The organism is Acinetobacter sp. A47 (assembly GCF_000805455.1).
Lineage (GTDB): Bacteria > Pseudomonadota > Gammaproteobacteria > Pseudomonadales > Moraxellaceae > Acinetobacter.
This window is the reverse complement of record NZ_JSUS01000012.1, coordinates 189238-203452: the sequence shown is the minus strand read 5'-3', so window position 1 is coordinate 203452 and position 14215 is coordinate 189238. Positions and strand designations below refer to the sequence as shown.

The window sequence follows — 14215 nt, the reverse complement described above, 5'->3', positions numbered from 1 at the left end:
ATTGGCAAATCCTTATTTGACCCGTTGGCCGGTAATTTCATTGAAGAAGGCTTTATTGTCCGGCGCTCTGCCGAGGAAGTCCTTGACCAGTTGAGCTGCACTCTTCTGGCTGCCCTGGGAAAGAATCTTCTGACGATAGCGCTGCCCGACTTCCGGATTATTCAGGTTATTGCCAAAGGCCGACAACATATCCAGCGCCAGTACTTCAGACCACATATAGCCATAGTAGCCAGCCTGATAGCCCATCAGATGACCAAACTGCCCCGGGAACTCGGTGTTGGGCACATAGCCCAGTGCCGTTGCCGATTCCATCTTTTTCCAGACTTCCATTGGCTGTACTTTCAGGGCATCAGCACCATGCAGCGCCATGTCATATTGTGCATACAGGGTTTGTCGCGCATAACGCATCCCACGGCCATAATTATGGACCGACTTCAGGCGCTCAATCAGGGCATCATCTACCCGCGGGCAGGCCGGATCACAATAGTCAGCAACTTTGGACAAGGTTTCCTTGCGGCGTGCCCATTCTTCATACATTTGTGAGGGTGCTTCAACAAAGTCACGCTCTACCGAGGTGCCAGACTGGCCTGCATAACGGGTTTTCGACAAAATGCCATGTAAGGCATGTCCAAACTCATGCACAAAAGTTTCCAGCTCATCGCTATTTAAGCCCTTGCGGTTAAAGTTGGTCACCAGTACCGAAATCGGTTTACGCTTGCTTAAAGTACTGCCTCCATAGACGCCCCACACCGCTGCATGGCCATATTTGCCTTCACGCGGGAACTTGTCCATGTACAGGCCACCCAGCACTTCGCCAGTTTTCTTGTCCGTGACATCGTAATATTCCACCTCATTCTGCCAGGTAGCGACTTTGGCGGGTTTAAACTCGATGCCATACAGATCGGAAGAAATTGCAAACAACCATTTTTGCGCAGCTAAAGTTGGAAAATAATCACGCAGTTTTTCCTGATCAATCTGGTATTTGGCTTTACGTAGCTTTTCACTCCAATAGCCCACATTCCAGCGATTGATGTCAGCCTTGTCCAAAGCGATATTTAATGTTTTGGCTTTAAACGCACGTAATTCGTCTACTTCTTTTTGCTCGAGCGGTGCCACCACTTTATGTACATCGGCCAAGAAGGTATTTACTGTTTCTGGTGTTTTGGCCATGCGTTTCTTTAAGGCCCAGCCGGCATAGCTTGGCTGACCGAACAACTGCGCCAGTTCATAACGCAAGTCGATAATCTGCTTGAGCAGGACGAGATTCTTTTCTGTACCACGACGGGTAAAGGCGGTTTGATAACGCTTACGGGCATCATCGCTGTCTGCCAGTTCCATGAAAGGCTGGTACTCTGGATATTCAAAACCTAGTAAATAATTGCCTTTGTCATTTTTCTTCAAACCAGCAATATAACTGTCAGGTAAGCCCTTTAATTCTGCAGGGGTAAATTCCAGTTTTTCCGGATTGTCACGGATATTGCGGGAGAATTCTTGCGAGAGTCTGGTCAATTCATCAAAAATCGTTTTAACCCGGGCCCTCTTTTCAGGCGCTAATTGCACCCCGGTATCTTCAAAGGCATCCAGAATATCCTGACGGTATTTGGCATCAATCTCGTCTACCGCCTGTGTATTTTTAATTCTTTGATAGAGTTTAGGGTTTTGGTAAATTTCAGTTTGCAGCTGGTTCAGTTTGACTTCACAGTCTTCAGCCGCTTTACGCAGTGTTGCATCCGGGTCAACATTGCTATACAGGCTGATCGGCCCGGCAAAATCCTCAAATGTTGCCATCAGCTGATCCCATTCAGCCAGTACAGGCGCTGCTGCTGAACGAGGTTTTACCTGTTGTTTTTCCAGCTGCTGGATACGTTGTTTTAGTTTGTCCAGATTGGCATCACACCACTGGGCACTGGTAGCCGTTGTTAAAACAGGTAAGCTGGTACGGGGATTTTCAGCCCAAATATTCTGGCTCATGCCGACAGCAGTCATGGATAACAAAGCCAGACTCGACAATTTCAATATTTTTTTCGCCATTCTTTCACTCCGATTTAATGTGTTTGTTATTTCTTGTCTTGAATATCGATGTACATCCACTCTGCCGGCAAGATAGGATGTTTTTTATAGCCCAGCACACGAGGCTGCGCGACCACAGTCCGGTAACGGGTCGAGATAAACTGTACAGGTGAATAGAACTCTAAAAGACGTGACATTTTGCGATATAGCAGGTCGCGTTCAGGGCCATCGTCCAGTTTCAGGGATTGTTCATATAAACGGTCATATTCCGGTAATTTAAAGCAGGTATGGTTGGTTGCATGAATATTGTTGCCATAAAACAGCTGCATAAAGTTATCGGCATCAGGATAGTCGGCAATCCAGGCAGAGGCCTTAAACATGGTTTTACATTGCTTTTCAGCCTTTAAACCTTCCGCAAAAGGCACTGGCTTGGACACCATGTTAATCTTGATACTGGTCAGGTCTTTCTTTAACAGCTCGGCCATTTGCATACTGCGGGCACTGCTGGTAGATGGCATGAACTCAATCACCAGTGGCTTGCCATCTGGCAGCCTGCGCCAGCCATCTGCCCCGACTTTATAGTGATAACGATCCAGTAACAGATTTGCAGCTTTCACCGAATAGGGCACGCTGCTTTTATAATCAGGATCATGGCCGGCCACACCATAAGGAATCGGCGTTTCCAGTTTTTTGGCATTGCCCTTGGCCAGAATCGTAATCATTTTGTCTTTGGAAATGGCCATTGCCATCGCACGGCGTAAGGCAATTTTATCTTTGCCAAAACCACCGACAACCGGATTCTGGATATTCCAGTAAAGATAATCGATTGAAGGGTCTGGTATGCGTGACAGCTGGATGCCCTTCTTGGCCAACTCGGGCTTTAAGCTGCCATCTTGCTGTAAGGCCTGTGCGGGCAACTCACCGTCCAGGGTAAATAAATCCAGCCCGTCTTTCTGAAAAGCAAGCCATCCCGATTGTGATTCTTCAATAACACGAATATCAATGACCCCGATCTGCGGCATTTTTTTGCCTTGCATCTGCTTGACGATGTTCTGGTCTTCCGGCTGGCTGGCCTTAAAATTCCAGGTAAAACCGCGATAATCAGGGTTGGCTTTCAAAATAATCCGTGAACCCGGCGTCCAGTGCGCCAGCACATAAGGCCCTGTGCCTACAGGATGTGCCATGGCATAGCCTGTCGTTTTTTCGCGATAATGCTCGATCACTTCACGTGCCACTGCGCCCGTTGGCTGATGGGCCAGCAACATCGGAAAATTATGATTCGGTTCTTTCAGGCGTATCACCAAGGTATAACGATCCGGGGTCTGTAATCCGCTGACGGGCTGATCGTAATTAAATTTTCCGGTTTTACCGGCCTGTTGAATCAACGCATCCATTCCGGCAATTTTACCTTCAAATAACCAGCTATTCGGTGAGCGCAAATTCGGATCAAGCAGTCGTTTATAAGAATAGGCATAATCCGCTGCCGTCAGCTCTCGTGGCTTGCCCTTAAACACCGGATCAGAGGCAAAATAAATCCCTTTTTTCAGCCGTATGGTATAGGTCAGGCCATCTGCACTCACTTCAGGTAAGGCAGCAGCAGTGTTGGGTACCAGTTGTGCTGGCGATGCCAGATAGTCATAGGTATAGAGCGTTTCAAAGACAGAATATAAAATATGGGCAGAATAGAGGTCCTGTACGGCTACCGGGTCAAAACCCGTTTCTGCCACCGGAAAAGCATAGCGAAGGACTTTTTTAGGATCGGCTGGGCTTTTGGCCTGAACTAAACCTGATCCTGCCCCCAATGCCGTTCCCAATAACAAAGCCAGTCCCGCACGCGAAAGAGAATTTTTTAAATTTTGCTTCATCGTACACACATCACTTATTTTGATTTGGTGCAGCAATATCCAGATATTGCCAATTGGTATTCATAATCGGATGGGCTTTAAACCCCTGAACTTCCGGCTGGATCAACCAGTTACGTATCCGTGTATCCTGTAAAATCCAGGTATTATCGGCCTCAATTTGCCGACTCATTTTTTCATAGAATGGCATGCGTTTTTCAGGGGGTTGCTGCATGGCCTGCTTATACAACTTGTCATAAGCAGTAGATTGGTAACAGGACTGATTACCGCGTCCAACATTGGGCCCATAGAGTAACTGGGTAAAGTTTTCTCCTTCCGGATAGTCGGCGTGCCATGCGCCACTCCACATCATATATTGACACTGCGTGGCAGCTTTCAGGTTATCGGCAAAATTACTGACCTTAAAATCAGCACGTATCCCGATTGCATCCAGATTTTTCTTCCACAGTTCAGAGTACATCACTGAAGAGGTGCCACTTTCAGTATTGATTTTTAAGGTTAAAGGCTTGCCACCCGGCAGCTGACGATAACCATCGGCCCCCTTTTTATAGCCGAAATGATCCAGTAGTTTATTGGCCAATACCGGATTGTAGCCAATGCTACTGCGGTAATCGGGGTTATGCCCGCTAATCCCTGCCGGAACCAGCATTTCAGCCTTTACCGCCTGACCTTTGCGTAATATGCGAATATATTCATTTACATTAAATGACATCGCAATTGCTCGCCTTAACGCAATTTTGTCCAGACTGTTTCCGCCCACCACCGGATCACGCATATTCAGCATCGAATAGGTAATCTCGGCCTCTTTATTGGCATAAAGACGGATGCCCTGTTGTTTCATGGCCGGCTTGAGCTGGTTATTTTGATCGAGTACCTTGGGAATGGCATTTGAAGTGACTTTGTCAAAATCGAGCTGCTTGGACTGAAATGCCAGCCAGCGTGACTGTTCTTCTTCAATAATACTGATATTGACCTTGCCGATTTGTGGCATCTGCTTGCCGCTCATTTCCTTGACCAGCTGATTGTCCCAGGCCGTACCCGTCGATTTGAAATTCCAGACAAAACCCCGGTAATCCGGATTGGCAACCAGTTCGATCTTGCTACGCGGGACATACTTACTCAGCATATACGGGCCGGTACCAACAGGATGCATGGCTAAACGATCTTTATAATATTCAACCACTTCACGGGCAGTCGCCCCAAATGAACTATAAGCCAGTATATAAGGGAAGTTATAATCGGGTTGCGTCAGCGTAAATTGAATCGTATATTTATCGAGTGCCTTGATCCCTTCGATTTTGGCATCATAGTTAAAATTTCCGGTTTTCTTTGCCTGTTCGACCAGTGCATTGGCACCAACAATTTTATGATCAATAAAAGAAAATGATGAAGCATGATTTTTAGGATCTAAAATGCGTTTAATGGAATAAACATAATCTTCAGCCACCAGCTCCCTGCGCTTGCCTTTAAATGCAGGATCATCTGTAAAATAAATACCTGACTTTATTTTAAAGGTATAAACCTGTCCATTTTTTTCGATTTTCGGCAAACTTTCTGCAGTTCCCGGGATCAGTTTAACCGGGTCTGCCAGATAATCGTACTGAACCAGTCTTTCAAAAATAACATCAGCAACATTACCGCTATAGTAATTGAAGGTTTTTACCATATCAAAACCATCATCGGGCGCCTCAAAAGCAACACGGAGTACTTTGTCGGCTTGAGCAGGTGTTTTTGCATATACCGTTGGCATCCATGCAATTACACTGGATATAACAGCGACCGTAAAAAAAATTGGCTTCAAGTTAATACTCACATCATCGTTTTTTAATAAATACTAGACTTTCGCATAGCATTCAACACCACTACCGTTTCTCTTGTCCTGATTAACATCCAGAATTTTTATCAAAAAATCATTTAGTTAATAAAAATTTATCATCTGGACAAAATTTACCCCAAGAAAAAATACGTTATGGCAGAAAATTAACTAGCGAATTTCATGCCACTTTTCAAATAAAAAAATAACGACTATTTTTTAACCAAAAATCTTTTTATGCAATTCCGGTTTTCAGGCATCTTAAATAAAAGTAATTTTATGCCAAATCATATTTTTTTATATTAATTTCCATTTCCATGAAAACAGAATAATAAAATACATGTTTTATAAGAATAGAGAAGCTTTTGCACCATAAAAAAGCAAAAATAAAACATTATGATTCATTTTAATGCGCCAGAGCGCCACCCATTTATTGGTACTTTATAACAATACCTCGGGACTGCTTATTATTTTCTGGTTTTAATATTTGGTAAAAATATGAAAAGCTTATAAATAAAAACTAAAACACTTTTACCCAATTTATTCTACATTAAGCCAAATCTAAAAATAGGGCTTGGCACAGGTCTTGCTAAAACGGATTTATCGAATTTTTAGAGTGGCAAACCATTAGGGGTTCAATAAACAATGAAAAAAGCCGACTTCACTCAACCTAGCGCTACGTCAAAAACGAGCAAAACCATACTTAAACTGAGCACCTTGAGTTTAAGTATGCTGTGTCTAACCATGGCACATGCTGCCGATGCGGACTCAACCACTGAAGAAAAACCCACCAAGGTGGTCAAGGTCGCCGTGACGGGATCTTCCATCAAAGGCGTTGCAGCTCAAAGTGCCTCACCGATCACGGTCGTCAAGGTTGATGAGATTCTAAAACAAGGGGTGACTACGACAGAAGAAGCTCTTTCAAAAATTACAGCAAACCAGTCTGGCTTTGTTACCGCCCTCAATGTTGGAGCCAGTAATACTGCAGGTTCGACCGCTGATCTACGCGGTATCGGAGATAATAAAACCTTGATTTTACTCAATGGCCGCCGTCTGGCTGCCAATGCGTTCGATAGTGGTGTCACCAACCTGAATATCATTCCGCTTGCCATGTTGGAACGGATTGAAATTGTGCGCGATGGTGCGTCTGCAATTTATGGTACAGATGCGATTGGGGGCGTGATCAACTTTATCACCAAAAAGCAGTTTACAGGACTCAATATCAGTGGCGGCCTGGTTCAGCCGGAACACAAAGGTGGCGATAAACAAGATATTTCGATTTTTGGCGGTTATGGCGATCTTGATGAACAGGGCTTCAATGTCTTTGGTGTGGTCGATTTTCGACATGCCAACGATATCATGGCAAAAGACCGCAAGACCAGCAAAAGAGGTGCTTACCTTCCAGAGCTGGGAGTAGACGGACGCAGCTCAGCCACCTTCCCGGCAAACTTTAATGGTAAAAACCCATACGCCTCAAATAACTGTAACAACATGCCGCATACCGAGGCAGTAGACGGCTTGTGCCTGATCAACACCCAGGCACTGATTGGGGTGGTGCCACAGACAGAAGACCTGTCTGTACTTGGCCGGGCAACGTTTAAACTCAATGATCACTTCAATGCCATTGGTGAATATGTCTATGCCAACAGCAAGGTCAAGGTTTCAATTGCCCCGGATGTATACAATGGCAATAACAAGGTACAGATCGGTAAAGAAAGTAAATATTATCCGGGCAACGGCATTGTCCCTGCTGTGGATGGAGTCACGGGTGAACCGCTATCGCTGTCTTTACGTTCACAAGCCGGCAACCGGGTAAACCAGTCTGAAAATGAATCTCATCGTATATTTGCAGGTATTGAGGGCGATGCCTATGGCTGGGACATTAATACCGGCCTGAGCTATGCCCGTAGTACCTCAAAAGATGAAGTACTAAGCGGTTATCTCAATAAAGGCGCCGTCCAGGATGCACTCGACGCCGGGATACTCAATCCATTTGGCCCGCAAGCTGCGGGAGATAACCCGAATATCTGGAATACCTTTTCACTTTCCGGTGAAACCAATAAGGCAAAAATCGAATCGACAACTGTCGACTTTACTGCAAGCCGCCCCATCTATACCCTCCCGGCAGGCGATGTCGGTTTTGCTGTCGGAGCCAGTTTCCGGCATGATGACTGGACTTCAGATGTGAATGCCAGCCTGGCTGCCCTGCTGCCGAGTATTGGTACAGACCCGACCAATCCGCATCAGGAAGGCAAACGCGATATTAGCTCGGCGTTTACCGAACTGCAGATTCCACTGCACAAAACCTTAGAAGCCCAGATTGCAGCCCGTTACGACAATTACAGTGATTTTGGCGATACCTTCAATCCTAAAGTCGCTTTCCGCTGGGAACCGATTAAACAGTTAATGTTCCGTACCTCTTATAGTACAGGCTTCCGGGCGCCAAACCTGTATGAAATCAACAAGAATAACAGCCGCACACTGACAGGCGGCAAATATGACGACCCGATCTTGTGTCCGGGTGGTCAGGTGGCACCGGGCGGCACGGCTACCGAAGACTGTGGCCAGCAGTTTGATCGTATGCAGGGGGGCAACAAAAATCTGGAGCCTGAAAAATCGACCTCAATCACGGCAGGTTTTGTATTAGAACCGGTTAAAAATCTGGTCTTCTCGCTCGATTATTACAATATTGAAGTCAAAAACCAGATTTCGGCATTGGATGCAAATACCATTTTTAACTCTCCAGACAAATACAAAGATAAATTTGTCCGTAAAGCCAACGGTTCTATCGACTACATCATTACCACCATGCAAAACATGGGCAACTTAAAAACCCAGGGGTTTGATGTCAGCTTGAATTACTTGACGCCAATGACCTCTACAGGACGGTTCGGTTTTGGAATTGACGGGACTTATGTCACCAAATATGACTACCAGAACGAAAAGGATGGAGAGTGGTTCAGCAGCTTGGGACAGTATCGTGATGCAGGCCCGACCATTCGCTGGAAACATGTGGCCAACCTGAACTGGAACTATGAAAACTGGGCGATGAATTTCCAACAGCAGTTTACCCGTGGCTATAAGGACCAGAATACAACAGGTGACGAGAAATATGATCACCATCGTGTCAGTGACTATACCCTCTACAACATTTCAGGAACCTATAAAGGATTTAAGAATCTGGACTTGACGGCCGGAATTAAAAATATCTTTGATGCAGAGCCTGCAGCTTCAAATGTGGGCGACAACTTCCAGTATGGATACGACCCGCGTTTTACCGATATTACAGGCCGTACCTACTTTGTTCGCGGTACTTATAAATTTTAAAGCGTTTCACCACTACGGCCAGATTGATTTCCTGTCGTAGTGGTTCACCGTAATCCTCTGATTCATCAGAAAAATTTAATAACGGTTTTCTGTTTCTTCATTGCGATGAATGCATGATTACAATTTCAGGAGAAATTATGGGCATCCCCTTTTCTGAGAGTGAAAATCAACCTGCCAAACGTCTGGTCGGCATTGGTCTGGTGTTATTTCTACATCTCGTTATCGCCTATATTCTGATGACCAGTTTAGCGCCGGACTTGAGCAAGCCTGTCGATAAGCCTGTCGAACTACAGATTATTCAGGACATCAAACCACCTCCTCCGCCCAAACCAGAGGAACCCAAACCCAAAGAAAAACCACCTGAACCACCGAAAATGGTAGAGAAAGTGGCAAAAATGCCTGATCCCCCCAAACAGGTAGAAAAAGCTGCGCCGGTACAAAAACCAGCACCTGCACAACCCGCCCCGACCGCAGTTGCGACACCCACACCTGCACCAGCAGCACCTAGCCCGAGCCCGGTTGCAGCTGCACCCGCGGCGGCTCCCGCTGCACCTGCAGCACCGGCCAAGCCAGCAGGTATTTCGCGTGGCGTTTCAGAAGGTGAAGCCGGATGCCAGAAGCCGGAATACCCGCGTGAAGCCCTGATGAATGAAGAAGAAGGTACGGTACGGATTCGTGTCTTGGTGGATGGCTCAGGCAAAGTCATCGATTCCAAGGTCAAAAAATCAAGCGGTAGCAAAAGTCTGGATAAAGCAGCGATCAAGGCCTATAGCCTGTGTACGTTTAAACCTGCCATGAAGGACGGCGTACCACAGCAGGAATGGTACGAGATCGAATATCCATTCACGCTTTCCTGATCAAATATATTGCAAAACCAATTTTTGGAGAATTTAAACATGAACAAGACAACAAAACATATTTCCCGAATCGCAGCAATTGGCCTGATTGCAGGAAGCACACTCCTGCCTGTAACCACCGTGTGGGCCGATGAAACCACGCCAACCACGGCAGTTACTTCGGTCAGCACAGAGGCAACCACACAGGCAACGCCTACACCACCGCCTCTGCCTGCAACAACTGAAAAAGTCCATAACCCTTACGGTCTGGAAGCACTCTGGCACGAAGGTGATCTGGTCGCCAAATCGACCTTGTTTATTTTGGTGCTGATGTCGATTGGCACGTGGTACATCATTCTGTCGAAATTATTCCAGCAAAGTAAAATCAAGCGCCACGGTACAGAAGCCGAGCGTAATTTCTGGGAAGCAGAATCGCTCAATAGCGCCGCGGCAAGTCTCAATTCCAATAGCAGTTATCGCTACATCGCAGAAAAAGGCATTCGTTCAACCCAGCATCATGATGGCACCTTATTAGAACGGATCGACTTCAATACCTGGGTCACCATTTCTATCCAGCGTGCCATTGAAAAAGTACAAAGCCATCTGAGCAATGGCCTCGCCTTCCTTGCCACCGTGGGGTCAACTGCACCATTTGTTGGCTTATTTGGAACCGTCTGGGGGATTTATCATGCCCTTACCGCGATTGGCATTTCAGGTCAGGCATCGATTGATAAAGTGGCAGGCCCTGTCGGTGAAGCCTTGATCATGACAGCCATCGGTCTTGCAGTCGCAGTCCCGGCTGTACTGGGCTACAACTGGTTAACCCGCCGCAATAAAGCCGTGATGGACAATGTCCGTTCTTTTGGCTCAGACCTGCACGCTGTACTCCTGAGCGGGGATCTAAACAGCAATCACCCGAACCGTGATTCTAAATAAGGAATAGCATTATGGGCATGATGATCAATTCAGATCAAAATGACGATGACGTCATCGGTACGATTAATACGACGCCGCTGGTCGACATCATGCTGGTACTGCTGATTATCTTCTTAATCACAGTACCAGTGGTTACACACACGGTTCCGGTAAAACTGCCTGAAGAAAAAAATACGCCTTATGCCACCACGCCACAAAATATCCAGCTTTCAGTCAATAAAAACGGCGATATTTTCTGGAATGAACAACATGTTGCCAATAAGGAAACCTTGCTGGCACGGTTACAGGTTGAAGCACAAAAACGCCCACAGCCCGAGGTTCATATCCGTGGCGATCAACTGACACACTATCAGGCAATTGATCAGGTTATCAGTACAACCCAGCAAGCAGGGATTGGCAAAATCGCCTTTGTCACCACCCCACCTGCGACAGCACCCTAACAGGAGGGATCAGATATGGGTATGAATGTCGGCCCGAAAAGTGATGAAGATGATGTGATGCTCGACGTCAACATGACACCTCTGATTGATGTCATGCTGGTGCTGTTGATTATGTTTATTATCACTATCCCGATTCCAAACAATGCCATTAACATTAATTTGCCAAATGGTACGCCACCACCGCCAACGGACCAGAAACCACCTGAGACCATCAATCTGCGGGTTGATGCACAAGGACATATTTTCTGGAACGATCAGCCGGTTGCAGACCGTCAGGCACTGAAAGTTTTATTTGAATCGGTTGCTAAAAAAGCTGATCAGGATCAAATCAAGTTTAAGCCCGATGCACAGGCGGAATACAAACATATTGCGATGGTGATGGCTTTAGCTCAACAGAGCAATGTCACCAAAATTGGCATCGTCAGTAATCACTAGACAATAACAACAAGAAATTAAACTAATAATAAGTTTACTCCTGCGCTAACAAGTTCGCTTGTTGGCTTTTTTTATGCTATGCAACTTAAAATCATTTTAACAGCATAATACTTATCTCAACATATAATATCCATCAAACATTTTAACCTATAAAACACACGACTTATATCTTGCATTTTCACGCTTATTATGTGACATTATATTAACATTTATTAAATCACCCCGCTTATAAATAAAAGCATATCAAGATGGTTTAGCTAATCAAGCATTTACTAAATATAATTTTTACTATTCATTCACTTAATAATCCATGAAAAAACTTGTTATTACTTTAATGCTGATTACCTGTTGTGGCCTGTCAAAATCGGCAGTAGCTGAGACTTCGTTCAACAATCAGCAATGCCAACAGGATTTTAATTTTATCGCAGATTTTTTATTGAAAAATGATGCAGGTATCAATGCAGATCAGTGGACGGAGTATCCAGAAAAAGTCAACAAAATACTGAAAATACAACAAAGTAAAATTACTCAAGTTCACTCTGTTCATGACTGTATCGAGATCATCAAACCTTTTTTACGCACAATACGTAAAGGACATCTTTCGGCATCTGATAAATCAGTATTTCATGATTTCCATATACAACCAGATTTAACCTCAGACAAAAAACTGATTGAAACCCAACAATTATCTGATTTAACAACGTATATCAAAGTTACCTCTTTTCGAGAAGGTATTAAAGAACAACTAGAATCTGTCATTTATAATAATCAGGACAATATTCGTAGTTCTCCCTATATTATTATTGATATACGAGAAGGTGATGGTGGCAATGACACAAACTATTATCCCTTACTCCAATTACTGGGCCAGTATAAATATTGGCTCAAAACTCCAAAAATATTTTCAACACCAGAAAATATAAAAGCATGGGCGATTTATAAAACATTATTAAACATTAGTGCAAATAATAAAAGAATTGATGAAATCATTGCAAAAATGCAAGCAAACCTTTGGAGTTGGGTTAGCCTGTTTAATGCAGATGAAGTCAAGCAAACCATTAGCCAACAAGAGGCTTTGGCCCAACCCAAAAGGGTAATGATCTTAACCGGTTCAGAATGTGGCAGCTCATGTGAACAATTCATATTAACCGTCAGACAAAACCCCAAAGTCATTACTATGGGACAGAATACTTATGGTGCTATTGCTGCATCCAATATACTTGAGAAGTTGACCCCCTCAAATAAAATCTATTTGGCTTACACTGCAACTTATACCAATTTAGGTATTAAGGATGTCGATCGCCTTGGTATTCCCCCACAGATTAAATTAGCTAAGCCCTTGGATAAACCAGCCTATGATCATGAAGTTTCTTTGGCACAACGTATACTAGAAAATCTACAGCAATAGCAACCTGAACAAATGAGTCCATAGGACTAGAATTTTTCCAACTCAATCCATTGCGAATCAGGAAAATGCTTTGCCAGATAAGCTTTTAAATAATCAGCGGTATCTTTAGAAATCACCGGATCTTTCGACTCATCCTTTAAGTTATAGACTAAAGCATGCAAACTCAAACCACGCTGCTTTAATGCCTCTAAACTTAATAACGTATGATTAATACTGCCCAAACGTCCCGAAGTCACCAGAATCACAGGAAATTGATGCTGCATAATATAATCGATGGTGAGCAGCTCTGTGGTTAATGGCACCATCAAACCACCTGCACCTTCTAGCAACACCACATCAAAACGCTGAGCCAGTTCTTGGGTAGCAGCTTCAATCTTGGCAAAATCAAGCTCGCGTCCATCCAGACGTGTCGCCAAATGCGGTGATGCCGGATAACTAAAAATTTCTGGCATGGTCAGCTTGTCATGGTCTTCCTGAAACCAGCCACAACCCATGATTTCACGATGCTTTTCAATATCTTCCGAAATATCGATATTGCCCGTCTGCACCAATTTCTGGGTAATGACACGTTGTCCTTGGGCAGTCCAGAGCTTGGCAAGATAGCCTGTGGCATAGGTTTTACCAATTTCGGTATCAATGCCGCTAACAAAATAAATATGACTCATTTACTTTCCTTTCCCTGAGTGGTCAAACTCATGGGATAAATATCATGAATGTAAGGATAATCACTGAAACGCTGATCTAAAGAATATTCAATACAGACCTGATTGCCTGAATCATCTTGTATCTGATCGGTATAAGGGAAAATTTGACGATTCTGTTCATTTACCAGTGTAAACTGACCACTACCCCGCCCTGGCTTTTTAATATTTTTAGCCCAGCCACACATGGTCTTGTGCGGCGCATTTTGTTTTATATAATCTGTTATCCAGCCAGCTGACCAAAAAGAACATAAAATCATCAATAAGACGGTCACTTCTACAACAGGATTGGGGATTTGATCTTTTTTCCAAACCCGGACATATCCCAAGCCAATCAGTAAAACACCCAAAATCAGGCAAACCAACGCCCAGAGAAAAGCAGAAAACATTAGAAAAATTAAACTTAGGGTTAATGCAAAATAACCATGCACGATATTCTTTCTGGGT

The 14215-nt window shown here is 44.4% G+C and carries 11 protein-coding genes; 6 read left to right on the top strand and 5 right to left on the bottom strand.

Annotated elements, in window-relative coordinates; translation table 11 throughout:
* Window positions 1–12 precede the first annotated feature (12 nt).
* Genes OC23_RS04785 through OC23_RS04775 form a run of 3 tightly spaced genes read right to left on the bottom strand, consistent with a single transcriptional unit; the run spans window position 13 to window position 5673 of the window.
* Window positions 13–2031, bottom strand: a complete 2019-nt coding sequence (locus OC23_RS04785) for a M3 family metallopeptidase (RefSeq protein ID WP_038343167.1) — start codon at window positions 2029–2031, stop codon at window positions 13–15.
* A gap of 26 nt (window positions 2032–2057) precedes the next feature.
* Window positions 2058–3875: an ABC transporter substrate-binding protein gene (locus tag OC23_RS04780; protein ID WP_038343166.1), complete on the bottom strand. Its 1818-nt coding sequence runs from the start codon at window positions 3873–3875 to the stop codon at window positions 2058–2060.
* A gap of 10 nt (window positions 3876–3885) precedes the next feature.
* Entirely contained in the window at window positions 3886–5673 is a 1788-nt protein-coding gene (locus OC23_RS04775; RefSeq protein ID WP_038343248.1) for an ABC transporter substrate-binding protein, read from the bottom strand.
* A 657-nt stretch (window positions 5674–6330) separates the two neighbouring features.
* On the opposite strand from OC23_RS04775, the gene OC23_RS04770 reads away from it, so the two are divergent.
* The 6 genes from OC23_RS04770 to OC23_RS04745 all read left to right on the top strand — a co-directional run bounded on the left by OC23_RS04770 (window position 6331) and on the right by OC23_RS04745 (window position 13067).
* Window positions 6331–9012 carry a TonB-dependent receptor gene (locus OC23_RS04770; protein ID WP_038343164.1) on the top strand — a complete coding sequence of 894 codons (2682 nt, stop codon included), beginning with the start codon at window positions 6331–6333 and terminating at the stop codon, window positions 9010–9012.
* A 137-nt stretch (window positions 9013–9149) separates the two neighbouring features.
* The gene (locus OC23_RS04765; protein WP_038343163.1) at window positions 9150–9869 is read left to right on the top strand and encodes an energy transducer TonB; all 720 of its coding nucleotides are present in this window, start codon (window positions 9150–9152) and stop codon (window positions 9867–9869) included.
* Window positions 9870–9908: 39 nt separating this feature from the next.
* On the top strand, window positions 9909–10784 hold the full coding sequence (locus OC23_RS04760) for a MotA/TolQ/ExbB proton channel family protein (RefSeq protein WP_038343162.1): 876 nt from the start codon (window positions 9909–9911) through the stop codon (window positions 10782–10784).
* A gap of 11 nt (window positions 10785–10795) precedes the next feature.
* Window positions 10796–11224 carry an ExbD/TolR family protein gene (locus OC23_RS04755; RefSeq protein WP_038343161.1) on the top strand — a complete coding sequence of 143 codons (429 nt, stop codon included), beginning with the start codon at window positions 10796–10798 and terminating at the stop codon, window positions 11222–11224.
* A 15-nt stretch (window positions 11225–11239) separates the two neighbouring features.
* Window positions 11240–11659, top strand: coding sequence for an ExbD/TolR family protein (locus tag OC23_RS04750; RefSeq protein ID WP_038343160.1), 420 nt, complete (start codon window positions 11240–11242; stop codon window positions 11657–11659).
* A gap of 310 nt (window positions 11660–11969) precedes the next feature.
* Window positions 11970–13067 (top strand): S41 family peptidase, encoded by a 1098-nt coding sequence (locus OC23_RS04745; protein WP_038343159.1) that lies wholly within the window; start codon window positions 11970–11972, stop codon window positions 13065–13067.
* Window positions 13068–13093: 26 nt separating this feature from the next.
* Here OC23_RS04745 and bioD read toward each other — a convergent pair whose 3' ends face one another.
* Both bioD and OC23_RS04735 read right to left on the bottom strand, forming a co-directional pair.
* A complete protein-coding gene (gene bioD, locus OC23_RS04740; protein WP_038343158.1) occupies window positions 13094–13732 on the bottom strand; it encodes a dethiobiotin synthase in 639 nt (212 codons plus the stop codon).
* A complete protein-coding gene (locus OC23_RS04735) occupies window positions 13729–14199 on the bottom strand; it encodes a hypothetical protein (protein WP_413772398.1) in 471 nt (156 codons plus the stop codon). The genes bioD and OC23_RS04735 overlap by 4 nt, the downstream gene beginning before the upstream one ends.
* Between the last annotated feature and the right edge of the window lie 16 nt (window positions 14200–14215).